The organism is Pseudomonas migulae (genome assembly GCF_043225285.1).
Lineage (GTDB): Bacteria > Pseudomonadota > Gammaproteobacteria > Pseudomonadales > Pseudomonadaceae > Aquipseudomonas > Aquipseudomonas migulae_C.
On record NZ_CP171224.1, the window covers coordinates 3,413,722 to 3,437,089 of the forward strand.

Annotated in this window: 21 protein-coding genes; 6 read left to right on the forward strand and 15 right to left on the reverse strand. The window is 61.1% G+C overall.

Going from position 1 to position 23,368, the window contains the following annotated elements; genetic code table 11:
* Positions 1-79: 79 nt before the first annotated feature.
* The 6 genes from ACF6ZU_RS15720 to cbiE all read right to left on the reverse strand — a co-directional run bounded on the left by ACF6ZU_RS15720 (position 80) and on the right by cbiE (position 4,673).
* Complete coding sequence (locus ACF6ZU_RS15720; protein WP_392885083.1) at positions 80-538, reverse strand: DUF2946 domain-containing protein; 459 nt, start codon at positions 536-538, stop codon at positions 80-82.
* Positions 539-559: 21 nt separating this feature from the next.
* The gene (locus tag ACF6ZU_RS15725) at positions 560-1,039 is read right to left on the reverse strand and encodes a copper chaperone PCu(A)C (RefSeq protein WP_392885084.1); all 480 of its coding nucleotides are present in this window, start codon (positions 1,037-1,039) and stop codon (positions 560-562) included.
* Between the two features lie 48 nt (positions 1,040-1,087).
* Positions 1,088-1,486 carry a DUF2946 domain-containing protein gene (locus tag ACF6ZU_RS15730; RefSeq protein WP_392885085.1) on the reverse strand — a complete coding sequence of 133 codons (399 nt, stop codon included), beginning with the start codon at positions 1,484-1,486 and terminating at the stop codon, positions 1,088-1,090.
* 154 nt (positions 1,487-1,640) lie between these two features.
* On the reverse strand, positions 1,641-2,375 hold the full coding sequence (locus ACF6ZU_RS15735; protein ID WP_392885086.1) for a cobalt-precorrin-6A reductase: 735 nt from the start codon (positions 2,373-2,375) through the stop codon (positions 1,641-1,643).
* Positions 2,372-3,469 carry a cobalt-precorrin-5B (C(1))-methyltransferase gene (locus ACF6ZU_RS15740; protein ID WP_392885087.1) on the reverse strand — a complete coding sequence of 366 codons (1,098 nt, stop codon included), beginning with the start codon at positions 3,467-3,469 and terminating at the stop codon, positions 2,372-2,374. The genes ACF6ZU_RS15735 and ACF6ZU_RS15740 overlap by 4 nt, the downstream gene beginning before the upstream one ends.
* Positions 3,462-4,673: a precorrin-6y C5,15-methyltransferase (decarboxylating) subunit CbiE gene (gene cbiE, locus ACF6ZU_RS15745; RefSeq protein ID WP_392885088.1), complete on the reverse strand. Its 1,212-nt coding sequence runs from the start codon at positions 4,671-4,673 to the stop codon at positions 3,462-3,464. The genes ACF6ZU_RS15740 and cbiE overlap by 8 nt, the downstream gene beginning before the upstream one ends.
* A gap of 159 nt (positions 4,674-4,832) precedes the next feature.
* On the opposite strand from cbiE, the gene ACF6ZU_RS15750 reads away from it, so the two are divergent.
* The 6 genes from ACF6ZU_RS15750 to ACF6ZU_RS15775 all read left to right on the forward strand — a co-directional run bounded on the left by ACF6ZU_RS15750 (position 4,833) and on the right by ACF6ZU_RS15775 (position 11,298).
* Positions 4,833-5,585: a hypothetical protein gene (locus ACF6ZU_RS15750; protein ID WP_392885089.1), complete on the forward strand. Its 753-nt coding sequence runs from the start codon at positions 4,833-4,835 to the stop codon at positions 5,583-5,585.
* Positions 5,586-5,715: 130 nt separating this feature from the next.
* Entirely contained in the window at positions 5,716-7,032 is a 1,317-nt protein-coding gene (cobG, locus tag ACF6ZU_RS15755; RefSeq protein ID WP_392885090.1) for a precorrin-3B synthase, read from the forward strand.
* The gene (locus ACF6ZU_RS15760) at positions 7,032-7,658 is read left to right on the forward strand and encodes a precorrin-8X methylmutase (protein WP_392885091.1); all 627 of its coding nucleotides are present in this window, start codon (positions 7,032-7,034) and stop codon (positions 7,656-7,658) included. Before cobG ends, ACF6ZU_RS15760 begins: the two co-directional genes overlap by 1 nt.
* Positions 7,658-8,389, forward strand: coding sequence for a precorrin-2 C(20)-methyltransferase (locus tag ACF6ZU_RS15765; protein WP_017336332.1), 732 nt, complete (start codon positions 7,658-7,660; stop codon positions 8,387-8,389). Before ACF6ZU_RS15760 ends, ACF6ZU_RS15765 begins: the two co-directional genes overlap by 1 nt.
* Positions 8,389-10,092: a precorrin-3B C(17)-methyltransferase gene (gene cobJ, locus ACF6ZU_RS15770; RefSeq protein WP_392885092.1), complete on the forward strand. Its 1,704-nt coding sequence runs from the start codon at positions 8,389-8,391 to the stop codon at positions 10,090-10,092. Before ACF6ZU_RS15765 ends, cobJ begins: the two co-directional genes overlap by 1 nt.
* Positions 10,093-10,506: 414 nt before the next feature.
* Entirely contained in the window at positions 10,507-11,298 is a 792-nt protein-coding gene (locus tag ACF6ZU_RS15775; RefSeq protein WP_392885093.1) for a hypothetical protein, read from the forward strand.
* A gap of 46 nt (positions 11,299-11,344) precedes the next feature.
* Here the strand turns inward: ACF6ZU_RS15775 and ACF6ZU_RS15780 are convergent, their stop codons facing one another.
* The 9 genes from ACF6ZU_RS15780 to accC all read right to left on the reverse strand — a co-directional run bounded on the left by ACF6ZU_RS15780 (position 11,345) and on the right by accC (position 23,360).
* Entirely contained in the window at positions 11,345-11,941 is a 597-nt protein-coding gene (locus ACF6ZU_RS15780) for a MarC family protein (RefSeq protein WP_007937197.1), read from the reverse strand.
* A gap of 63 nt (positions 11,942-12,004) precedes the next feature.
* The gene (locus ACF6ZU_RS15785; RefSeq protein ID WP_392885094.1) at positions 12,005-14,782 is read right to left on the reverse strand and encodes a response regulator; all 2,778 of its coding nucleotides are present in this window, start codon (positions 14,780-14,782) and stop codon (positions 12,005-12,007) included.
* 99 nt (positions 14,783-14,881) lie between these two features.
* Complete coding sequence (purD, locus tag ACF6ZU_RS15790) at positions 14,882-16,177, reverse strand: phosphoribosylamine--glycine ligase (protein WP_392885095.1); 1,296 nt, start codon at positions 16,175-16,177, stop codon at positions 14,882-14,884.
* Between the two features lie 169 nt (positions 16,178-16,346).
* Positions 16,347-17,954 carry a bifunctional phosphoribosylaminoimidazolecarboxamide formyltransferase/IMP cyclohydrolase gene (gene purH / locus ACF6ZU_RS15795; RefSeq protein ID WP_392885096.1) on the reverse strand — a complete coding sequence of 536 codons (1,608 nt, stop codon included), beginning with the start codon at positions 17,952-17,954 and terminating at the stop codon, positions 16,347-16,349.
* Between the two features lie 81 nt (positions 17,955-18,035).
* A complete protein-coding gene (gene fis / locus ACF6ZU_RS15800) occupies positions 18,036-18,356 on the reverse strand; it encodes a DNA-binding transcriptional regulator Fis (RefSeq protein WP_007907419.1) in 321 nt (106 codons plus the stop codon).
* Positions 18,353-19,363 (reverse strand): tRNA dihydrouridine synthase DusB, encoded by a 1,011-nt coding sequence (dusB, locus tag ACF6ZU_RS15805; protein WP_392885097.1) that lies wholly within the window; start codon positions 19,361-19,363, stop codon positions 18,353-18,355. Before dusB ends, fis begins: the two co-directional genes overlap by 4 nt.
* A 185-nt stretch (positions 19,364-19,548) precedes the next feature.
* Positions 19,549-20,787 (reverse strand): DUF3426 domain-containing protein, encoded by a 1,239-nt coding sequence (locus ACF6ZU_RS15810; protein ID WP_392885098.1) that lies wholly within the window; start codon positions 20,785-20,787, stop codon positions 19,549-19,551.
* 30 nt (positions 20,788-20,817) lie between these two features.
* Positions 20,818-21,696, reverse strand: coding sequence for a 50S ribosomal protein L11 methyltransferase (gene prmA, locus ACF6ZU_RS15815; RefSeq protein WP_392885099.1), 879 nt, complete (start codon positions 21,694-21,696; stop codon positions 20,818-20,820).
* Between the two features lie 305 nt (positions 21,697-22,001).
* Positions 22,002-23,360: an acetyl-CoA carboxylase biotin carboxylase subunit gene (accC, locus tag ACF6ZU_RS15820; RefSeq protein WP_392885100.1), complete on the reverse strand. Its 1,359-nt coding sequence runs from the start codon at positions 23,358-23,360 to the stop codon at positions 22,002-22,004.
* Between the last annotated feature and the right edge of the window lie 8 nt (positions 23,361-23,368).

The following is a 23,368-nucleotide window of genomic DNA, read 5'->3' on the forward strand; positions in this document are numbered from 1 at the left end:
TGACACTCCCCTTCGCGAGCAGGCTCGCTCCCACAAGGTGCTTTGGTTGTCTGGCAGACCGTGTGAGATCGGGTGGTGTTTACGCGACGATGGGTGGCGCGCGGGTGCGAGCGCCGGGGAAGTAGGTTGGCCGGGCGTGGCCCAGGCGAATGGCGGGTGTGGCGAAGGTGCCGGTGATCGGTGTATCGAATGCTATGAATGACTGGCCGCCGGTCAGCGCCGGGCAATTGAACAGCAGGCTGCAATAACCGCACTTTTCCCACATCGCGTGGTGGGATGTTTGAGGTGGGCAGTGTTCGGCGGCGGGTTGCGCGTCATGGGCGCCGTGAACCATGCCTGGCATGTCCATGCTCATGTCCATCGACATGCTCATGGATTCTTGCATCAGGGCGGAGGCGCGCTGATCCATCGGCATCGACTGGGAAATCAGCGGGCCGATAAAAATCATCAACATGGCGAACAGGCTGATCCAGCTACCGCGGGTCAGGCTCAAGGGCTGACGACGGTGGGTGGATGACCTGGCGCTAAGCGGGCGCATGGGCGAGTTCAGCTTTGTCGATTACGGATTGTGCGCGTGCGCTTGCAGACCGTCCGGTGCCTTTTTCTGCACCGCGACTTCGACGGTGACGTCACCGGACTTCTCGAAGTGCATCGTCAGCGGGAAACGCTTGCCGTCGCTCAGCAGGCTGCGGTCTTTCAGTTCCAGCAGCATCACGTGGTAGGCCATCGGGGCAAATGTAACGACGCCATCTACCGGGATGTCGACGGTCGGCACCTGTTGCATTTTCATCAGGTCGCCCTGCATCACGTGCTCGTGCAGTTGAGCGATGCCCGCGATCGGCGAGTCGACGCTGAGCAGTTTGTCAGCCGTTTTGCCGTTGTTTTGAATCACGAAGTAAGCCGCAACGGTCGGTGCATTCGGTGGCAATTCCTGCGACCACGGATGAGCGATTTCCAGCTCGCCCGCCTTGTATTCATGGGCATTGGCAAAGCAGGCAGGCAGCAGCAGCGCAGCCACAACGATAAGTTTGTTCAACATGGCAGTTCTCCGGAACGATTCAATACGCAGGTCAATTGCGAGAGGGAATCACACCAGAGGGGATGCGCGGGGGTTGAGGCTCGGCCATTGCTGGCGCGGCGTGGGTGTGTCGAGAGAGGCGGCAGGCAGGCTTCGATTGCTCTCGAAACGTGCGAAGTACAGCTGTGGCACATGCCCGGGTAACGCTACCAGAGGCGCCGAGCCGGAGCAGCACCAGCAATGCTGCATGTTGGAATGATCGTCGTTTTGCGGCGCTTTCTGTTCAAGCGTACCCAGAGAAATCGCCACCATCTTCGTGCCGCTGGAAGAGCAGAAACTGCCCCACAAAATCTGTTCGGCCGGCGATTTCGCCGCCTGCGCCATCGCTCCGGTCATCGGCATGGCGAGCATGTTGAACAGCACTGCGAAGCAGGCGATCCAGGCAATTGCGAGCCGTTGTCGGGACATGGGACAGATCCGTTAGGGTGGGCGATCAGGCGCGGCTATTTAGCCTGATCAGTGCCGATAAGTAAAAACGCGGTGTGCGGTTTGGTGTCGCAGCACATTTCAAATGAGTGTAGCGGCTCCGATTTGAAATGCCGGGCGCTGAACCAGGAAAAATTTACTGACCGGCCTGCGTTTGTTGAGTCAATGCCGCCAACACTTGCACCACCGACCCAAACTCCCGATCCACCCCCACCAACACCGGCCTCTTCAACACCAACACCGGCACCCCACGCTCCCGCGCCACTTCCAGTTTCGGCTCGGTGGCGGTGCTGCCGCTGTTCTTGCTGATCAGCACATCGATCTGCCGGCGTTCGAACAGCTCGCGCTCATCGTCGATCAGAAACGGCCCGCGTGCGCCGATCACTTCGCAGCGTTCGTTGCCCGGATAAACATCCAGTGCGCGCAACGTCCAGAACTGCTCCGGCGGAATTTCATTCAGGTGTTGCAAGGGTTCGCGGCCGAGTGTGAACAGCGGTCGGTGGAACGGTTTCAGGGTTTCGGTCAATTCGGCCCAGTCGCTGACTTCGCGCCAGTCATCCCCGGCTTGCGGTTGCCAGGCCGGCCGGCGCAGGGCCCAGCAGGGAATGCCGGTCAGCTGCGCGGCGGTGGCGGCGTTCTGGCTGATTTGCGCGGCGTAGGGGTGAGTGGCGTCCAGCAGCAGGTCGATGGATTCATCGCGGATGAACTGCGCGAGCCCCTCGGCGCCGCCGTAGCCGCCGACGCGAATTTGGCAGTTCAGGTCGGTCGGCACGCGACCGACGCCGGCCAGGCTGTAGATGTGCTGCGGCCCGAGCGTACGGGCGATCGCCAGGGCTTCGGTCACGCCGCCGAGCAGCAAGATGCGCTTCATTGAAAAGCTCCCGCATGGCCAACGATCCCGCCCTGGCGATCGATGGCAAACACTTCGACCTGAACCTGCGCCGGCACCACGCTTTGTGCGAACGCCAGCGCGTGCTGGCACACCGCATCGCCGAGTGCGATGCCGGCCGCGCTGGCCATCGCCAGGGCTTGCTGGCTGGTGTTGGCTTCGCGAATCGCCTGCTGCAACGCGTGGTCAGCGCCGACCGCTGCGGCCCATTCGGCCAGTTGCGGCAGGTCGATGCTCGAATGCCGACTGTGCAGGTCCATGTGCCCGGCCGCCAGTTTGCTGATCTTGCCGAAGCCGCCGCACAGGCTGAGTTTAGCCACCGGCACTTTGCGCACGTGCTTGAGGACCGCGCCGACGAAGTCGCCCATTTCGATCAGGGCGATTTCCGGCAGGTTGTAGACGCGGCGCATGGTGTCTTCGCTGGCGTTGCCGGTGCACGCGGCGATGTGCAGGTAACCGTTGGTTTTCGCCACATCGATGCCCTGATGGATCGACGCGATGTAGGCCGCGCAGGAAAACGGCCGGACGATGCCGCTGGTGCCCAGTATCGACAAACCGCCGAGAATGCCCAGCCGTGGATTCATTGTTTTCAAGGCGAGCGCCTCGCCGCCCTCGACGTTGACCGTGACCTCGAAACCGCCGTGATAGCCCAGCTCCTGCGCGAGCAACGTCAAGTGGTCGGTGATCATCTTGCGCGGCACCGGGTTGATCGCCGGTTCGCCGACCGCCAGCACCAGTCCTGGCCGGGTCACCGTGCCGACGCCATGGCCGGCGTGGAAACGGATGCCCGGTTCAGCGTTCAAGCGCACCTGGGAAAAGAGCAGCGCGCCGTGGGTCACGTCCGGGTCGTCGCCAGCATCCTTGATCGTGCCGGCCTCGGCGCCGTCATCGACAAGCCGGCAGAACTCCAGGCGCATCTGCACCTGTTTGCCTTTGGGCAATACGATCTCCACGGCGTCCGCGCTCTGGCCACCGAGCAACAGGCGAGCGGCCGCCAGGCTGGTGGCCGTGGCGCAACTGCCTGTTGTCAGGCCGCTGCGCAGGGGGGCGGGTTGTTCGGCGGTTTCGTCACGCATCGACTGGTTTGACCACGTCCAGCAGGGTTATCGGCAGCGCCTGGCGCCAGGTGTCGAAATCACCCAGCGGTTGCGCCTGGGCGATATGGATGCGGGTCAGCTCACCGCCGTGTTGTTCGCGCCAGGCCATCAGGGTCATTTCACTTTGCAGCGTGACGGCGTTGGCGATCAGTCGACCGCCGGGTTTCAGCTGCGCCCAGCAGGTGTCCAGCACGCCCTCGCGCGTGACGCCGCCGCCAATGAAAATCGCGTCCGGGGGCTCAAGTCCCGCGAGGGCCTGCGGCGCCTTGCCGCGAATCAGTTGCAGGCCAGGTACGCCGAGCGCATCGCGGTTGTGTTCGATCAACAACTGCCGTCCTTCATCAGCCTCGATGGCCAGTGCCCGGCAACTCGGGTGGGCGCGCATCCATTCGATGCCGATCGAGCCGCAACCCGCGCCGACGTCCCACAACAATTCGCCGGGAACCGGGGCCAGTCGGGCGAGGGTGATTGCGCGCACATCGCGCTTGGTCAGTTGACCGTCGTGCTTGAACGCCGAGTCCGGCAGGCCGGCCAGTCGCGACAGGCGCGGGGCATCGGGTTCGGCGATGCATTCGATGGCGACCAGGTTCAGATCGGCGATCAGCGGATCGGCCCAGTCCCTGGCAACACCGTCGATGCGTCGCTCGGCCGCGCCGCCGAGATGTTCCAGGACGGTCAGACGGCTCGGCCCGAACCCGCGCTCGCGCAACAGCGCAGCAATCGCCGCCGGGCTTTGGCCATCGTTGCTGAGCACCAACAGACGAACACCGCTGAACAGCTGCGCGTTGAGCGCCGCAAGCGGGCGAGCGACGACCGACAGCATGACCACCTCCTGCAACGGCCAACCCATGCGCGCGGCGGCCAACGAGCAGGAGGAGGGCGCCGGCAGGATCAGCATCTCTTCACCGGGCAGTTGACGGGCGAGGCTGGCGCCGACGCCGAAGAACATCGGATCGCCGCTGGCCAGCACGCAGACCGGCTCACCGCGCAAGGCCAACAGGGCATCCAGGGAAAACGGCGACGGCCACAGCTGTCGCTCGCCACGGATGCACGCCGGCAACAGGTCCAGTTGCCGCTGGCTGCCGAAAATCTTCGACGCGGCCAGGAGCGCGTGCCGGGCATTCTTGCCCAGCCCCTTGAAACCGTCCTCACCAATGCCTGTCACGGTCAGCCAGCGTGCCATGTGCGATCTCTGTTCAGTTGCATAAAGCGACGCATGATAACGCGCCGGCAACCAGGACGAGTAACAGATTGTTTTAAGTTGGCGGTGCTGATCAATGGTCGGTGTTTTCGAAGTTATGTAGTCTGGTTTTTCTTATTTGAACTTAAAAGGATTTTAATCATGCTTACTTCGCAAGTAAGGGCTGTGGATTTATCCGCTTTTTCTGCAGCCTTTGAAAAGGACTTCATACCCGGCAAGACAACGACCGCCCGAAGCAGTGTTTTGCAGGACCTCCCAAGGGCGACCGGTTCGTTGTTGGGCGGCAACCTGATCAGCACGGCCAGGGGCGTGTCACGTCAGGACAAACGCGACGTCAACGCCAGCGTGCGCTATGCGCAGTGGTTCGCGAGCCAGGAGCGTGACCGTGAAACCGATCCTCAAGGCTGGTTTTCATTGTTCGCCGTTACGCTGTGGAGCATGGGCTGGGAGTATGAAGACGAAAAAGTTATTGAAGAAAACTACAGCCATTTCTCCGGTCAGTTAAGTCAGGCTTATTTGAACAGGATTGGCGATGTTAATAGTCAGATGGCGAAAGTTACAAAGGATATGTTTGATGCGCTTCTGGCTAATCAATCAGCCCTTTGGTCGTTGTCGGCAGAAAGTCGGCGTGGCAGGGAGTTTGCGATTGCCCCCGCTGAATATGACCGGCAGGGGCGGTTGTCGGTGGATTTGAATGATTACTCGTTAAGGGCGCGAGCGCAGCGCGAGGAGTTTCTGTTCTGGGACTGGAAGGAGGGCAATGTAACGCTTGCCCATCGTGCCGTGCCGCTCACCCTGAACAGAGCCAGGTTTGCAGAGGTCCGGACGGAATTGAATGACCGGCTCGAGCTGATCGCAGACGCCATCTTCGAGTTCTACACAGAGCGTCCGTAAGGGCGAGCGCATGATTGATCGGCGGAGGAAGCGTTTACGACACGCGGTCTTAGGATGCCGCACGGCAAAGCAGGCATAATACCGCTCGCTTCCATCCGGAGGCGCTTCCACTTTTGATCCGGTCGTCCCTTTGAGCAAACTCTCTGCATCCAGTACGTTGCGCCCCTCGGCTTGCCCGGGGTTGCTGCGTATCGTGCAGGCGAGGGACGGCGGTATCTGCCGGATAAAGCTCGCCGGCGGCGCCATTAGTGCGGCGCAGGCGAACGCCATTGCCGATGGCGCGCAACGTTACGCCGGTTCGGTCATCGAAGCGACCAACCGGGCGAACCTGCAGATTCGCGGCATCGCCAATGAACAGAATGCGTTGATCGAAAGCCTGCTCGCCGCAGGCCTCGGGCCTTCGAATTCCGCGGGCGACGATGTGCGCAACCTGATGCTGAGCCCGAGCGCAGGCATCGATCGGCAGATGCTGTTCGATACCCGCGACCTGGCGCGGCAGATCCTCACCACCCTGCAAGAGCAGGAACGTTTTCACGACCTCAGCGCCAAGTTCGCCGTGCAACTGGACGGCGGCGAAGGCCTGGCCATGCTCGAACACCCCCATGACCTGTGGCTGTCTGCGGTCGAACACGCGGGTGAGCAGCGGTTGGCGTTTGGTCTGTCCGGATGCCCCACTGACCTGCCGGCGGGTTCCGTTCCTCTGGAGCAGGGTCACGCGTTGGTGGTCGCGGTGCTTGAGCTGTTTCTGGAATTGGCGGGCCCCGAGCAAACGCGCATGCGCCATTTGCTGGCCGAGGTTTCGACCGACGAGCTTCTCGGTCGCCTGGCCGGGCGCGTGCCCTTCCAGCCAGTCGCAGGCTGGCAGCGTTCATCGGGTTCCGGCCTTCTGCACATCGGCGCGCATCCGCAGGCGAATGCCGGTCATGTCTATGTGGGCGCGGTTCCGCCTCTGGGACGACTCGACAGCACCATGCTCCGGGGCGTCGCCGCGTTGGCGCAGCAATACGGCGACGCAACATTGCGCTTCACACCCTGGCAAAGCCTGCTGTTGCCGAACGTGCGTGAGGCAGACGCCGATGAAGTCCTTGGTCGTCTGCGTGCGTTGGGCCTGGTGTGCGACGCCGATCAGGCCTTGTCACGCTTGATTGCCTGCACCGGTTCGGTCGGTTGCGGCAAGGGCCTGGCCGACACAAAGGGCGATGCGCTGCAACTGGCCGCGCTGTTGCAGCGCCATGGCCAAGTGCTGAACGTGCATCTGTCCGGGTGCTTGCGTTCCTGCGCCGCTGCGCACATTGCGCCGGTGACTTTGCTGGCCGTCACCCCCGGCCATTACGACCTCTATTTTCGCGAAGCGGGGCAGCCGGGTTTCGGCGCCCTGCACGCACGCAACCTTACTATTGACGCGGTCGGCGCCTTGCTCGACGCCCGCTCACGGAGCCCTTTTTGATGCTTGATTACATCCGCGACGGTCAGGAGATCTATCGCAATTCCTTCGCGATCATTCGCGCCGAGGCCAACCTCGAGCGAATCCCGGCTGATCTGGAAAAACTCGCGGTGCGGGTAATTCACGCCTGCGGCATGGTCGATGCGATTGAGGGGCTGCAATTCTCCGAGGGTGCGGGCAAGGCCGGGCGCGATGCGCTGGCCGCCGGTGCGCCGATCCTGTGCGATGCGCGGATGGTCTCCGAAGGCGTGACCCGCACACGACTGCCCGCGAACAACGAAGTCATCTGCACCCTGCGCGATGAAAGCGTTCCCGACCTCGCCCGCGAACTGGGCAACACCCGTTCCGCCGCCGCGCTGGAACTGTGGCGCCCGCACCTGGAAGGCAGCGTGGTGGTGATCGGCAATGCGCCGACCGCGTTGTTTTATCTGCTGGAAATGCTCGACGCCGGCGCGCCGAAACCGGCACTGATCCTCGGTTTCCCGGTGGGGTTTGTCGGGGCCGCCGAATCCAAGGCAGCGCTCGCGGCGGACAGCCGTGGCGTGCCGTTTGTCATCATGCAAGGCCGGCTGGGCGGTAGCGCCATGGCCGCCGCCGCCGTCAATGCCCTCGCCACGGAGATCGAATGATGCAGCAACCTGGACGCTTGATCGGTCTTGGCGTGGGCCCCGGTGATCCGGAGCTGATTACGGTCAAGGCGCTACGCTTGTTACGCGAGTCGCCGGTGGTGGCTTACTTCGTTGCCAAAGGCAAAAAGGGCAATGCCTTCGGCATCATCGAGGCGCATTTGCAGGATGCCCAGACCTTGTTGCCGCTGGTGTACCCGGTGACCACCGAAGCATTGCCGGCGCCGCTGTCCTATGAGCAGGTGATCAGCGATTTCTACGATGCGGCCGGCGAAGAACTCGCCGCGCACCTCGATGCCGGTCGTGACGTGGCAGTGATCTGCGAAGGTGATCCGTTCTTCTACGGTTCCTATATGTACCTGCACGATCGCCTCGCTGAGCGTTATGAGGCTGAAGTCGTACCGGGTGTCTGCTCGATGCTCGGTGGCGCTTCGGTCCTCGGCGCGCCCTTGGTCTATCGCAATCAGAGCCTGTCGGTGCTGTCCGGCGTGCTGCCGCACGACGACCTCAAGCGTCGCCTCGCGGACGCCGATGCGGCGGTGATCATGAAGTTGGGACGCAATTTCCCCAAGGTTCGCCAGGTACTGGAAGAACTCGGGCTCGCCGAGCGCGCGCTGTACGTTGAGCGCGCAACCATGGCCAATCAGAAGATCGTGCCGCTGGATCAGGTCGAGCCGATGTCGTCGCCGTACTTCTCGCTGATCATCGTTCCGGGTGAAAGGTGGCAAGGCTGATGACTCGACCAGCTCCGGCGATTGTCATTCTCGGCAATGGTAGCCTCGCCACTGCGCGCAAGATTCAGCAGCTGTACCCCGCCGCCCTGATCCACGGCCTGGCCGAACGGGTTGAAGGCGCGGATCGTGTCTATCACGAATTCGGCGCCACTCTGCGTGAGCTCTATCAGCAGGACACGCCGATCATCGCGTTGTGCGCGGCCGGTATCGTGATCCGCACTTTGGCGCCCCTGCTGCTGGAAAAAGGTGCCGAGCCGCCGGTGCTGGCCGTTGCCGAAGACGGCAGCGCGGTGGTGCCGCTGTTGGGCGGACTGGGTGGCGTGAACGTGCTCGCGCGTGAGATTGCTGCTGCGCTGGATGTGGCGGCGGCGATCACCACCAGTGGTGAGCTGCGCTTCGGCACCTGTCTGCTCAATCCGCCAAGTGGCTATGCGCTCGGCGACCTGGAATTGGGCAAGCGCTTCGTCTCCGATTTGCTGGCCGGTGAAACCGTGCGCATCGAGGGTTCGGCGCCGTGGCTGGCACAGGCGCAGTTGCCGGAAAACCCCCAGGCGCACCTGGCCGTTCACGTAGGGCATGCGGAACGTGCGCCCGCGCCCAATGAGCTGCTGATCTACCCGCGCAACGTATTGGTCGCGGTGAGTACCGGCGTGACCAACGTGTCGGCGTCGATTCGCGACGCGTTGCACCAGGCAAAAATCGCTGTGCAATCCGTAGCGGTTCTGCTGGCTGCCGACAGCGACATGGCTGATTTGACCTTGCGTGAAGCCGCCGTCGAACTGGGCGTGCCATTGCGTTTTGTCAGCCATGTCGGCGCGGTCGGCGAGCTCGCGCGCAACGCTGTCGGCCAGCCGGTTTCGATCTTCGGCAATGACGCCATCGCCATCGCGGTTGCCGAGCAACCGTTGGACCCACTGTCCATCGGCCGTCCTCGCGGGCGTCTGGCAGTCATCGGCCTGGGGCCAGGTGCCACAGAGTTGATGGTGCCTGCGGTCAAGGCTGAACTGGCGCGCGCCAACGATGTGCTGGGTTACGAAACCTATGTGCGCATGGCCGGGCCTTTCCGTGCAGATCAAGTCATGCATTGCACCGACAACCGCGAAGAAATGCAGCGCGCGCGTCATGCGTTCGAACTGGCGGCGCAGGGGCGTTCGGTGGTGGTTGTGTCTTCCGGCGACCCAGGCGTTTTCGCCATGGCCGCCGCGGTGCTGGAAGCACTCCACGAATCCAGCGATGCCGCGTGGCACAACGTCGACCTGGAAATCCTGCCGGGTGTCTCGGCATCGCTGGCGACGGCTGCGCAAGCGGGCGCACCGCTGGGTCATGACTTCTGCGTGCTGTCGCTGTCCGACAACCTCAAGCCGTGGGACATCATCGAAAAACGCCTCGACCTGGCGTCGCAGGCCGATCTGGCGCTGGCGTTCTACAACCCGATCTCTCGTTCGCGCCCCTGGCAGCTTGGTCGCGCGCTGGAAATCGTCGCTCGGCATCGTACGCCGCAGACCCCCGTCGTCCTGGGGCGTGACATCGGCCGTCCAGGGCAGACGTTGCGCGTGACCACCCTCGGCCAATTGACGCCTGAGCAGGTGGATATGCGCACCATGGTTCTGGTGGGATCCTCTACGACGTGCGTGTTCGAACGTGCAGGGGGTGGCGATTGGGTTTATACCCCGCGCTGGTACGGCGAGAAACCCGCCTCTTAAGTTTTGCCCTTCGATAAAAAAGCCACAGCAGCCGAGTGTTTACTCAAGTTGCCGTGGCTTTTTTGTTTTGGAGTTGTGAAACAATTCGCTAGTAGACGTAAGTTTGGTCGTTTATAAATTGAGAAATCGTACTTTGCAAAGTTTTTGGTGAGTCGGACTTTTTACCTTTTTGTATAGGTTTTGTCTTGTGTTTGAAAGACGTGGGTGGAAAAAGTGCGTGTCCATTAAGTTGTATGGCTTCTGTTTTGGATTGTGTCGTTTTTAAGTTTTGTTGTTGATGGTGTTTGCATGTTACAGCGGGTGTAGGTGTGTTTGTTTATGTGTTTTTGGTGATGTTGAATGTGCCTGTAGGGTGCGGTAGGTTTTAAAGGGAGCTAATTCAGGCTCTCTATCTATCAAGTTCAAGGTGTTTAAATGAGTAATGTTAATAAAGAAGAGTTGAGCGCTTATTTTGATCAGTGTCTTGGCGAGTGCCGTAACAAACTGAAATTGGCAGCTGCGCAGATTCAACCGCGTTCAGCAAAAGCGCTGCCGATCGATAGGGATGAATTGAATGCCGCAATCATGGCCAGTGCGGTGGTGGGGTTTCTGGACGGGATGTCGAGGCGCAACAAACGCATTGTGAAAAACACTTATGCCTACTGCGACATTGCTTCCAGGGTCCTGTTCCCAGCGAAAGCACAAAAAGTCTCTCGCTATGAGTGTTTCAAAAAATTGATGTTTGCCACTGGCTGGACCGAGTATCACGGTGCGTTTACACGATACAAATCCACCACGGCCAAGTTGACGATGGATAATGTAGCGCTGGATATTGTTCATTCGGTGGCGGGGGGGATCGCTGGCTCGGCTGCAAATGCGTTGAAAATCGTCGCCGACAAAACTATTGAAGCCCTAAAAAAACAACCGGAAGCCATCAAGTTACTTGAGCATCACGCCGCTGAAGCTTATGGCGCAAACTTCGGTGTGTCAGTTTGCAAACAAGATGAGGAGGGAGAAGTTACGATGGCTGTGGGAGCAGTGCATTACGACGCCTCGGTCAATAATACAAAAGTCCTCTTTGTGGAATGGGACAGTTCCAGCGTTGATATTTATCAAGGCAAAGCGCATTTTGCTTTGCACGAGGAAGATTTGCGTAAAGAGGCTGAGTGCATCAAGTACCTCGACGATCTCAGAGAGACAATTTTCATGGAGTATTCGCCGGTTTAAATGGACCGGATTGCCAGAGGCATCAAGCCTCTGGCGTTCCGTTGTGCTACGGCACCAGATACCCTTTAACACCCGTGAAAATAATCTGCGCTGCCAGTGCGCACACAAACAGCCCCATCAACCGGCTGACAATCTGCAGACCTTGATCGCCGAGAATGCGTTCGATGCGGTTTGACAGATAAAGCACCACACCCACCGTGAAGCTGGCCAGAGCGATGCTGAGGATGGCCGTGAGTTTGTCATCCCAGTGTGGCTGGCTCACGCCCATCACCAGCAAGGCGCCGATAGTGCCCGGGCCGACCGTCAGCGGGATGGTCAGCGGGACGATGGTGACGTCCTGCTGCACGTTGTCGGTCTGAACCGCTGACTTGCCTTGGGCCATGCCTAGCGCCGAGATGAACAATACGCTGCCGGCACCGATGCGGAAGGCATCCACGGTAATGCCGAAGACGCTGAAAATGACGCGCCCGAACAAATACAACAAGACACTGGACACCAGCGTGGCCGTCGCCACTTTCCACGCCAGCCGGCGCTGTTCCTTGCGCGAATAGCCGCGGGTCAGGCTGATGAAGCAGGACAACACGAAGAACGGGCTGTAGAGCACCAGCATCTTCAGGTAAACGCTGAACAACACGTGGAGCATGGTGCAAGCTCACTGGCGAGGGAAGTCGTGGGGAGTCTATCAGGCGTTGCCGGGTCTGTCGGCTCAGGACGTTTGAGCCGTCGCCCGATTCTGCTGGTCGCGCTGAGCGACCCAGTGCTCGATCAGTTCGCGCAACTGCGACAACTCGACCGGTTTGGCCATGTGCCCGTCCATGCCGGCCTGGCGCGCACGTTCTTTATGCTCGGCGAGGATGTGTGCGGTCAACGCGACCACCGGGGTGCGAACCCGTTGATTGCTGACTTCCCAGGCGCGCAGTTGCTGGGTCGCCGAGAAGCCGTCGAGGATCGGCATTTCACAATCCATCAGCACCAGGTCGTAACGCTGGGCCTTCATCGCCTGCAAGGCTTCCTCGCCATTGCTGGCGGTGTCCGGTTGCAGGTTGAGTTTGCCCAGCATGCCGCGAATCACTTTGGTCGAGATGCTGTTGTCCTCGGCCACCAGAATGCGGAAGTCGCTGGGGACCTTGACCGGCAGGGTAGGGCCGGCAGGCTGTTGCGGTGAAACGGCAAGGCCCTTGTTGCGCTGGTTCAGTTCGTCCGCCAGCGTGGTCTTGAGGGTGTAGCCGGCCACCGGTTTGGCGAGGATGCGCTTGATCCCGGAGTTGCGCGCAATGATCTTGCTCGGCGCGTTGCTGATGCCGGTGAGCATGATCAGCAGGATGTCGTGGTTGAGGCTCGGGTCTTCCTTGATCTTGGCGGCCAGTTGCATGCCGGTCATGCCGGGCATGTTTTGGTCCAGCAGGACCACGTCGAAGTAGTCACGCAAATGCGCCTTGGTGCGCAACAGGGCCAGCGCTTCCTTGCCGGACGGAACGGCACTGACATTCAGGCCCCAGGCGCTGCACTGTTGCACCAGCACCTTGCGGCAAGTGTCGTTGTCGTCCACCACCAGCACCCGGGCACCCTGCAGCGGGCCGTCGAGATCGGAGGTCGGGTGTTCGAGGCGGTCAGGGTCCAGGGGCAGGGTCAGCCACAAGGTGCTGCCCTGATTGGCGCCGCTCTTGACGCCGAACTCGCCGTGCATCAAACGAATCAACTGGCGGGCAATGACCAGGCCCAGATTGCCTCCCAGGCGGGTGGCGGAGAGGAAGTTCTTGCTGTGCAATTCGGCGTGCATCAGCGCGTCGCGTTCTTCGGCGTCCATTGGCTCGCCGCTGTCCTGCACGGCAATGCGCAGGCGCGGTTTGGCGCTGCGCTCGTCGAGGGCGACGACGATCAGGATCTCGCCTTCATCGGTTTTCTTCAGGGCGTTTTCCAGCAGGCTCAGCAGCGTCTGACGCAGGCGTGTCGGGTCGCCGCTGATGACGCGTGGCACTTGTGGCTGGATGAAGCTGATCAGTTCGACGTTCTGCTGTTCGGCCTTGGCGCGGAAGATACTCAGGCAATCTTCGATCAATGCATTGAGATCGAACTGCACATCGTCCAGTTCGATCTGCCCGGATTCGAGCTTGGAGATGTCAAGAATCTCGTTGATCAGGGTCAGCAGTTCGTTGCCGGCACTGTGAATGGTCTGCACGTAGTCGCGCTGTTTGACCGAGAGCGGTGTGCCCAGCAACAGTTCGGTCATGCCGAGCACGCCATTCATCGGGGTGCGGATTTCGTGGCTGATTTTCGCCAGGAATTCGGCCTTGGCATTGATTTCGGCGTTGCTGGCGGCGAGATCGCGACTGATGCTGAAACGGTCTTCCGTGATACTGCGCTGGCGTTCACTCAGGGCAATGCTCATCAGCAGGCCGCTGATGCAGATGAAGATCAGCAGGGCGATGATCAGGCCTTGCGGTTCGATCAACGTCAACCCGAGCAGGGCCGGGAGGATGATCAGGGTGCCGACGTTGAACACCACCATGGCCGCCACGAACAGCCGTGCCGGGCGATAGCCCTTTTGCCAGTGCCAGGCGCTGACGAACAACATCGTCAGGCCCGCGAGGGCGACCAGCGTGTAGGTGATGATGTTCAGCGGCAGGGTATTGACGAACAACAGCAATAACGCGCAAACGGTGATGAGCACGATTTCGCCGAGCAGCAGTCTGTTCAGCGGGTGCGGCCCGAGTGGCGCGAAGAAGCGGTAGGCAAGCATCAATCCGCATGGCGCGGTCAGCAGCAAGGCGAGGTAGGCGCCCGGCGTTTGCACCGCATGCCAGTCCGGCAGCCACGGGCCGGCGAGGTTCAGCAGCAGCGCCAGGCTGAGCATCAGCAACGCTTCGCAGCCGGACAGCCACAGGCTGCTGCGCGACCGGGTGTAGGCGTATCGAATCAGGTTGTGCAGGATCAACATGCCGAGGCAGCCGAAGAGCAGGCCGTAGATCAGCGTCTGGCTCTGATTGGCCGCGGTCATGATCGCGGATTGCAGGGTGATGTAAGGCCGCATCTGGTGTTCGGAAACCAGGCGCAGGTAAACGTCGAGGGGTTTGTCGCTTTGCGGCAACGGCAACATGAAGTCGCTGTTGGGTAACGGCCGTTCAATCTGGGGTTGTTCAGTGCCGGTGTTCGACTGGTCGATCAGCTTGTCGCCGTCCAGCACATAAAGATTGAGATGGGAAAGGTCGGGAGCGAACACCCGCAGCAACTGTTCGTGCTTGCCGGGTGCCAGCCTGAAGCGCAGCCAAAGCGCACCGCCGGGCTCGGCCGCCGTCAGGCGTTCGAGTTCGATGGGGCTGAATTGATTGGTGTAGCGCGCGGAGCGGATGTCGCTCAGTTGCAGGTCGCCCTGTTCGTCGAGCAATACCGCCCAACCACTGCCTTGCGCGGCCTGGGCCGGGAGCATGCAGAGCAAAGTCAGCAACGTGACAGTGAGACCTATGGCAATCCTGAGCCAGCGCACGGCGAAATCCCTTCGTAGGTTAATGCCAGAATATAACTATGCGCGGCGCCGGAATAGTCCGGCAAGGGCTTGAAACCCTTGCCTGACCGAATGAATCGCTTATTCCTGATTTTCGCCACGCTCGCGGGCAATGGCACGATAGCCAATGTCCTTGCGATAGAACGAACCTTCCCAGTCAATCTTCGCCGCCAGCTGGTAAGCCTGCTGCTGGGCTGCATCGACGCTGGCGCCCATGGCGGTGGCGCAAAGCACACGACCGCCGGCCGTCACCACTTGACCGTCCTTCAGCGCAGTACCGGCGTGGAAGACTTTGCCTTCCAGCGCGGCCGCTGCATCCAGGCCGTTGATGGCGACGCCTTTAGCGTAGTCGCCAGGATAGCCGCCTGCCGCCAAAACAATACCGACGCTCGGACGTGGATCCCATTGGGCTTCGACCTTGTCCAGCGCTTGCGCCAGGGCTGCTTCGACCAGCAACACCAGGCTCGACTGCAGGCGCAGCATAACCGGTTGGGTCTCAGGGTCGCCGAAACGGCAGTTGAATTCGATGACTTTTGGGTTACCAGCCTTGTCAATCATCAGGCCGGCATACAGGAAACCAGTGTAGACATTGCCTTCGTCGGCCATGCCGCGCACGGTCGGCCAGATCACCAAGTCCATCACGCGCTGGTGCACTTCGCTGGTAACCACAGGGGCCGGGGAGTAAGCACCCATGCCGCCGGTGTTCGGGCCGGTGTCGCCGTCGCCGACGCGTTTGTGGTCCTGGCTGGTGGCCATCGGCAGTACGTTCTTGCCGTCGACCATGACGATGAAGCTGGCTTCTTCGCCGTCGAGGAATTCTTCGATGACCACTCGCGAACCGGCGTCGCCGAAGGCATTGCCGGCGAGCATGTCGCGCACCGCGTCTTCGGCTTCGGCCAGGGTCATGGCCACGATCACGCCTTTACCGGCGGCCAGGCCGTCGGCCTTGATCACGATCGGAGCGCCTTTTTCACGCAGATAAGCCAGGGCCGGCTCGATCTCGGTGAAGTTCTGGTAGTCGGCAGTCGGGATCTTGTGGCGTGCCAGGAAGTCCTTAGTGAACGCTTTCGAACCTTCCAGCTGCGCCGCGCCGGCGGTCGGGCCGAAGCAGTCGAGGCCACGGGCGCGGAACAGGTCGACGACGCCGGCCACCAGCGGCACTTCCGGGCCGACGATGGTCAGGGAGACGTTCTTCTCGGCGAAGTCGGCGAGTTGCTCGAGGGCGAGCACATCGATGGCGACGTTTTCACACTTGGCTTCAATGGCGGTACCGGCATTGCCCGGGGCCACGAACACCTTCTGCACGCGCGGATCCTGAGCCACTTTCCAGGCCAGGGCGTGTTCACGGCCACCGCTGCCAATGATCAAAACATTCATTTCAAAAACCTCGGATGACGCTAATTCTGGATAGCATCGCTGGGATGCTTTTTTGTGGGAGCGAGCCTGCTCGCGATGGCGGCGGCACATCCAACATCAATGTGTCCGTTAGAACGCTATCGCGAGCAGGCTCGCTCCCACAGGAGTTCGCCCACACAGAGAGCAATAATCAGTGACGGAAGTGGCGCATGCCGGTGAATACCATCGCGATGCCGGCTTCGTCGGCAGCAGCAATCACTTCAGCATCACGCATCGAGCCACCCGGCTGGATCACCGCGGTGATGCCGACCTTGGCCGCATTGTCCAGGCCGTCGCGGAACGGGAAGAACGCATCGGATGCCATGACCGAACCGGCCACCTGCAAACCGGCATGTTCAGCCTTGATTGCAGCGATGCGCGCAGAGTTCACACGGCTCATCTGGCCGGCGCCGACACCGATGGTCTGACGGTTCTTGGCGTAGACGATGGCGTTGGATTTAACGTACTTGGCCACTTTCCAGGCGAAGATCAGGTCGTGGATTTCCTGTTCGGTCGGTGCGCGCTTGGTCACGACTTTCAGGTCATCGGCGCTGATCATGCCGATGTCGCGGCTCTGCACCAGCAGGCCACCGTTGACGCGTTTGTAGTCCCATGCAGCGGCGCGGTCGGCCGACCACTCGCCGCAGGCCAGCAGACGCACGTTGGCTTTTGCCGCCACGATGGCGCGGGCTTCTTCGCTGACGCTCGGGGCGATGATCACTTCGACGAACTGACGCTCGACGATCGCCTTGGCGGTCTCGGCATCCAGTTCGCGGTTGAACGCGATGATGCCGCCGAACGCGGATTCGGTGTCGGTGGCGTAGGCCAGTTCATAGGCCTGGCGGATACCGCCTTCAGCGTCCGGGCTCACGGCCACGCCGCATGGGTTGGCGTGCTTGACGATCACGCAGGCTGGCTTGACGAAGCTCTTCACGCACTCCAGCGCGGCGTCGGTGTCGGCCACGTTGTTGTACGACAGTTCCTTGCCTTGCAGTTGGGTCGCGGTGGCGATGCCGACTTCGGCAGGCTTGGCTTCCACGTAAAACGCCGCGCTCTGGTGCGGGTTCTCGCCGTAGCGCATTTCCTGAGCCTTGATGAACTGGCTGTTGAAGGTGCGCGGGAATTCGCTGCGACCTTCGGTGCTGAGGGTGTCAGCGGCCTGGTTCACAGTGCCCATGTAGTTGGCGATCATGCCGTCGTAGGCAGCGGTGTGTTCGAACGCCTTGAGCATCAGGTCGAAACGCTGAGCGTAGGTCAGGCCGCCGGCCTTCAGGCCTTCGAGCACGCTGGCGTAGTCGCTGGCATTCACCACGATGGCCACGTCTTTGTGGTTCTTGGCCGCCGAGCGGACCATGGTCGGGCCGCCGATGTCGATGTTCTCGATCGCGGTCGGCAGGTCGCAGCCTGGCTTGTTGATGGTGGCTTCGAACGGGTACAGGTTGACCGCTACCAGGTCGATCGGCTTGATGCCGTGCTCGTTCATGATGGCGTCGTCGATACCGCGACGACCGAGGATCCCGCCGTGGATTTTCGGGTGCAGGGTTTTCACCCGACCGTCCATCATTTCTGCGAAACCGGTGTAATCCGCGACTTCCACTGCGGCGACACCGTTGTCGCGCAGTAGCTTGAACGTTCCGCCGGTGGAGAGGATCTCGACGCCCAGGGCTTCAAGCTCTTTGGCGAATTCGAGGATCCCGGTCTTGTCGGATACGCTGATCAAGGCGCGGCGGATCGGCAGGCGGGTAGTCTGGTCGGTCATTTCAATTTCCATCAAAAGCAAAGGAGTCAGCAAAAAAGGCGACCGTTTTTACGCGGGCGCCTTTCTGGTTTGATTGAATGCTTACAGCAAATCGTACTGCTTGAGTTTCTTGCGCAGGGTGCCTCGGTTCAGTCCGAGCAGCTCGCTGGCCTTGGTCTGGTTGCCCTTGACGTAGTTCATCACGCACTCGAGCAGGGGCGCCTCGACTTCGGAGAGCACCAGGTTGTACACATCCGTGACGGCAGCGCCCTCAAGGTGGGCGAAATAATTGTGCAGCGCTTTCTCGACACTGCCGCGAAGGGTCTGACCTTCTTCGCTCGGCGTGTTGAGGTGCTGTTTCAAATTTACGTTGTCGCTCACGGGTGTTGTTCCACTCACTAAAGTCTCGGTCATCATCGTCATGCGGCCACCCCCTCTCCGTCCCCTGTCAGGCTCTTGTAACGTTCGGCGAAGAAGCCCTGAACGTTGGCGCATTGTGCTTCCGTATCTTCCAAACGATTGAAGTGGGCGCGAAACTCCCTGGCGCCCGGCAAGGTTGCGAGATACCAGCCCACATGCTTCCGAGCGATCCGGACACCCATGACGTCTCCATAGAAGACGTGCAGTGCAGCCAGATGCTCTAGCAGAATGCGTTCCACCTCGATCAATTCCAGCGCCGGGAGTTTTTCGCCGGTACGCAGGAAATGGTCGATCTCACGAAAAATCCACGGACGCCCCTGGGCGGCCCGTCCTATCAGCAGTCCATCGGCACCGGTCGCGTCGAGCACGTAGCGGGCCTTCTCTGGTGAATCGATGTCGCCATTGGCGAAGACCGGCATCGACACTGCCTGCTTGATCGCGGCAATCGTGTCGTACTCGGCTTCGCCGGTGTACAGGTCGGCACGGGTGCGGCCATGCACCGCCAGCGCCGTAATGCCTGCCTGCTCGGCGATCTTTGCCACCGTCAGGCCGTTCTTGTTGTCCCGGTCCCAGCCGGTACGGATCTTCAACGTGACCGGCACATCGACTGCTGCCACCACGGCCTGCAGGATCTCGGTCACCAATGCTTCATCCTTCAACAGCGCGGACCCGGCGGCCTTGTTGCAGACCTTTTTCGCCGGACAGCCCATGTTGATGTCAATAATCTGTGCGCCCAGTTCGACGTTGGCCCGGGCCGCATCCGCCAGCATCTGTGCATCGCCACCGGCGATCTGTACCGAGCGTGGCTCGGGATCACCTTCGTGGATCATGCGCATGCGCGATTTGCGGGTGTTCCACAAACTCATGTCGCTGGTGACCATTTCCGAGACTACAAGTCCTGCGCCCAGTCGCTTGCACAGCTGACGAAAGGGTTGGTCGGTGACACCCGCCATGGGGGCGAGAATCAAGCCGTTGTGCAATGTGTATGGACCGATGCGTACCGCCGACATAGGACTTCCCTGTTGTGGGGCCGGATCATGAGAGTTCGAAAAAGGGTTGGCATGATACCCGCTCTCGATGACTGGATAAAGGCTGAATTGAACAAAATCTGAACAGTTATTCTGTTATCGCCAGCAGTTTGGTATGAGCGGTCTCTGCCAGAAATGTGCCGTCAAACCCGTAACACTGAACCGTTTCACTCGGGAGAGTGGAAGCTCAGGCTGTAGTTCACGGCTTTGGCGCCCGGGTCGAGGATGTCCAGGGCAATGTGGATCGGCGTTTGCGGCGGCATTTCCGCCATGCCTTCGAGATCGCCGCTGAGGTACTCACCGGGCTTGAAGCGACGGCTGGCGATCAGGTGACCGTTGAGGTCGGCGAAACGCAGTTCCAGCAGCGGGAACGGTTGGGAGAACGGCGCGCGGTTGTAGATGATGGCATCGACCACCAGCGCGCCATTGAAGTCCGGATGGCTGCGCACCACCAGGTTGCTGCTTTTGATTTTCGCGATATCGACCTTGGAGGGCACCGTGCAACCGATTTGCGGGCACAGTTGCTGAAACCAAGGGCGGTACTGGTCCTGGCGCGCCAGTTCATCGAAGTGATAAGCGACGTACTGGCCAACGAGCGCGCCGGCACCGAGCAGGATTAACAGCAGCCAGAGAAACCGGCGACCCCAGGGCGAGCGGCGTCGCTGCCAGTCGAGTTGCAGCGGGTCGTCGGTCAGGTCTTGCAGGGCCTCGACTCGTTCGGTCGATTCGCTGCGCTCATGACGCTTGCGCAGGGGCGCGATTGAAGGCAGGTCGCCGTCGAAATCGTCGGTGGCTGCGGACGCCGACAAGCGTTCGTGATGAAGCGGGGCATCGAGCGGATCATTGAGGCGCAGCTGCGGCGGATGAGGCTCGTCGTCCAGGTCCACGGGTTCAAGCGACAGCGACAGGGACGGTTCGGTGCGCGAGGGTTTGCTCAGATCGAGGGTCGGCTCTGGCGTGACCACCTGTTCGGCGGCTTCGGCGCGATCGGCGGCCGATTCGCTGAACAGGCTGTCGGACCACGGCTCTTCGTCGTGTTCGGTGGTGTCGCGACGGGCGCTCAGGCTGTCTTCGCGGTGACGACCGAACTCGGTGGTCGGCTGGATTTCCCGTTGTTCGAGCCGGGCGAGTTCTTCGTCCAGGTCCAGGCTGTCCAGATCCAGTTCGGCGGCGCTCCATTGCTTCTGGCTGATGGCCCGCGGTTCCGGCTCCGATACTTCGACTATCGCGGGAGCCACCGGCGTAACTGCGTCCTTGCCCGCCTGCTCAAGCAGCTGCTTCGCGGCGTTGAACACCTGCAGGCATGAGCCGCAACGAACCACTCCGCGGGCCACGCTCAATTGAGCATGGCTGACGCGAAAGCTGGTTTGGCAATGCGGGCACTGGGTGACGAAGCTGTCGGTCATGCGGCGATCCGGATTATGCAGGCGTTCATTCTAGCGCCGACGGCCAGTGATGCGCACCCAGCCATCGCGATTGGCGATCGGGTCCAGATCGAAGTCCTGGGCATAGGCCTTGGCAACCTCTTCGCCCTGTTCGGCCAGAATGCCCGACAGCGCCAGACGACCACCCGGCTTGACCAGACTGGACAGTTGCGGAGCCAGCGACACCAGCGGGCCGGCGAGGATGTTGGCCACCAGCACATCGGCCTGAACCTGCGGCAGATCTTCCGGCAGGTACAGCGGGAAGAGCGCTTCGGCGATGTTGTTGCGCCCGGCGTTGTCGCGGGACGCTTCCAGTGCCTGCACATCGATGTCAGTACCGACCGCTTCCTTGGCGCCCAGCAGCAGGGCGGCAATGGCCAGGATCCCAGAGCCGCAGCCGAAGTCCAGCACGTTGCAGTCTTTCAGGTCCTGACCGTCGAGCCATTCCAGGCACAGCGCGGTGGTCGGGTGGGTGCCGGTGCCGAACGCGAGGCCCGGGTCCAGCAGAATGTTCACGGCGTCTGGTTCAGGGGCCGCGTGCCAGCTCGGTACGATCCACAGGCGCTGACCGAAGCGCATTGGCTGGAAATCGTCCATCCAGGTGCGTTCCCAGTCCTGGTCTTCGATGACTTCGCTGTGGTGCTCGGGCAACGGGCTGCCGGTCAGAAGCTCCAGATGTGCCAGGACAGAAGCGGCTTCGGTGCCGCCTTCGAACAGCGCCAGCAGGTGCGTGTGCGACCACAGCGGGGTGGTGTTGAGTTCCGGTTCGAAGATCGGCTGGTCTTCGGCGTCCATGAAGGTCACCGACACGGCGCCCACTTCGAGGAAAGCGTCTTCGTAGGTTTCGGCTTGTTCTGGGCTGATGGCGAGACGGACTTGCAGCCAAGGCATGGCGGGTACCTTTGAAAAATATTGATTGCAGCCTAGCGGGCTGCGAGAAGCGCGCAAGTTTACGCGAGCGCGAGGGGTTTGTGGGAGCCGCTTGAAGTGCATTCACCACGCAGTTCCTGAATGACACCGGACCCTGTGGGAGCGAGCCTGCTCGCGTAGAGGGCGGGACATTCAGTATCGATGTTGGCTTATCCACCGCCTTCGCGAGCAGGCTCGCTCCGACAAAGAGGCCGGGACCAGACTTGATGAAGCCTCCAGAAACAACAAAGCCGCTCGAAAGCGGCTTTGTTGGTGCGGATCACAGACTAGTGCTTGTCGCCAGCCAGTTTGTGTTCCAGGTAGTGGATGTTGATTCCACCTTTGCAGAAGCCTTCATCGCGGACCAGGTCGCGGTGCAGCGGGATGTTGGTCTTGATCCCGTCGACAACGATTTCGTCCAGCGCATTGCGCATGCGCGCCAGGGCTTCGTCACGGGTTGCGCCGTAGGTGATCAGCTTGCCGATCAACGAATCGTAGTTCGGCGGAACGGCATAACCGCTGTACAGGTGCGAATCGACGCGAACGCCGTTGCCGCCTGGAGCGTGGAAATGCTTGACCGTGCCAGGGCTTGGCATGAAGGTTTTCGGGTCTTCGGCGTTGATCCGGCATTCCAGCGCGTGACCGCGGATGACCACGTCATCCTGGGTGTACGACAGCTTGTTGCCGGCGGCGATGCTGAGCATCTCCTTGACGATGTCGATGCCGGTGACCATTTCCGAAACCGGGTGCTCAACCTGAACGCGGGTGTTCATTTCGATGAAATAGAACGCGCCGTTCTCGTACAGGAACTCGAAAGTGCCCGCGCCACGGTAGTTGATGTCGATGCAGGCCTTGACGCAGCGAGCGAGGACTTCAGCCCGTGCCTTCTCGTCGATGCCCGGTGCCGGCGCTTCTTCGAGAACCTTCTGGTGACGACGTTGCAGCGAGCAGTCGCGGTCGCCCAGATGGATGGCGTTGCCCTGGCCGTCGGAAAGTACCTGGACTTCCACGTGGCGTGGGTTGGTCAGGAATTTCTCCAGGTAGACCATCGGGTTACCGAACGCCGCGCCTGCTTCGGTGCGGGTCAGTTTGGCGAAGGAGATCAGGTCTTCTTCTTTATGCACAACGCGCATGCCGCGACCACCACCGCCGCCAGCGGCCTTGATGATCACCGGGTAACCGACTTCGCGACCGATGCGCAATGCGGTTTCTTCGTCTTCCGGCAGCGGGCCGTCAGAGCCCGGAACGGTTGGAACACCGGCCGCGATCATCGCGTGCTTGGCCGAAACCTTGTCGCCCATCAGGCGAATGGTGTCGGCTTTCGGACCGATGAAGGCGAAGCCGGAGTTCTCGACCTGCTCAGCGAAATCAGCGTTTTCCGCAAGGAAACCGTAGCCTGGGTGAATGGCGGTAGCGCCGGTCACTTCAGCCGCGGCGATGATGGCCGGGATGTGCAGGTAAGAGTGGGCGGCCGAGGCCGGACCGATGCAGACGGATTCGTCTGCCAGGCCCAGGTGCATCAGCTCTTTGTCAGCCTTGGAGTAAACGGCGACGGTCTTGATGCCCATCTCTTTGCAGGCACGCAGGATCCGCAGTGCGATCTCACCGCGGTTGGCGATCAGAACTTTTTCCAACTTCGCAGTCATCAAAGTTT

Bases quoted from the DNA above. Each gene is read 5' to 3' on its own strand.
- ACF6ZU_RS15720 (WP_392885083.1), bottom strand. From the start codon at position 538: ATGCGCCCGCTTAGCGCCAGGTCATCCACCCACCGTCGTCAGCCCTTG.
- ACF6ZU_RS15725 (WP_392885084.1), bottom strand. From the start codon at position 1,039: ATGTTGAACAAACTTATCGTTGTGGCTGCGCTGCTGCTGCCTGCCTGC.
- ACF6ZU_RS15730 (WP_392885085.1), bottom strand. From the start codon at position 1,486: ATGTCCCGACAACGGCTCGCAATTGCCTGGATCGCCTGCTTCGCAGTG.
- ACF6ZU_RS15735 (WP_392885086.1), bottom strand. From the start codon at position 2,375: ATGAAGCGCATCTTGCTGCTCGGCGGCGTGACCGAAGCCCTGGCGATC.
- ACF6ZU_RS15740 (WP_392885087.1), bottom strand. From the start codon at position 3,469: ATGCGTGACGAAACCGCCGAACAACCCGCCCCCCTGCGCAGCGGCCTG.
- cbiE (WP_392885088.1), bottom strand. From the start codon at position 4,673: ATGGCACGCTGGCTGACCGTGACAGGCATTGGTGAGGACGGTTTCAAG.
- ACF6ZU_RS15750 (WP_392885089.1), top strand. From the start codon at position 4,833: ATGCTTACTTCGCAAGTAAGGGCTGTGGATTTATCCGCTTTTTCTGCA.
- ACF6ZU_RS15760 (WP_392885091.1), top strand. From the start codon at position 7,032: ATGCTTGATTACATCCGCGACGGTCAGGAGATCTATCGCAATTCCTTC.
- ACF6ZU_RS15765 (WP_017336332.1), top strand. From the start codon at position 7,658: ATGCAGCAACCTGGACGCTTGATCGGTCTTGGCGTGGGCCCCGGTGAT.
- cobJ (WP_392885092.1), top strand. From the start codon at position 8,389: ATGACTCGACCAGCTCCGGCGATTGTCATTCTCGGCAATGGTAGCCTC.
- ACF6ZU_RS15775 (WP_392885093.1), top strand. From the start codon at position 10,507: ATGAGTAATGTTAATAAAGAAGAGTTGAGCGCTTATTTTGATCAGTGT.
- ACF6ZU_RS15780 (WP_007937197.1), bottom strand. From the start codon at position 11,941: ATGCTCCACGTGTTGTTCAGCGTTTACCTGAAGATGCTGGTGCTCTAC.
- purD (WP_392885095.1), bottom strand. From the start codon at position 16,177: ATGAATGTTTTGATCATTGGCAGCGGTGGCCGTGAACACGCCCTGGCC.
- purH (WP_392885096.1), bottom strand. From the start codon at position 17,954: ATGACCGACCAGACTACCCGCCTGCCGATCCGCCGCGCCTTGATCAGC.
- fis (WP_007907419.1), bottom strand. From the start codon at position 18,356: ATGACGATGATGACCGAGACTTTAGTGAGTGGAACAACACCCGTGAGC.
- dusB (WP_392885097.1), bottom strand. From the start codon at position 19,363: ATGTCGGCGGTACGCATCGGTCCATACACATTGCACAACGGCTTGATT.
- ACF6ZU_RS15810 (WP_392885098.1), bottom strand. From the start codon at position 20,787: ATGACCGACAGCTTCGTCACCCAGTGCCCGCATTGCCAAACCAGCTTT.
- prmA (WP_392885099.1), bottom strand. From the start codon at position 21,696: ATGCCTTGGCTGCAAGTCCGTCTCGCCATCAGCCCAGAACAAGCCGAA.
- accC (WP_392885100.1), bottom strand. From the start codon at position 23,360: ATGACTGCGAAGTTGGAAAAAGTTCTGATCGCCAACCGCGGTGAGATC.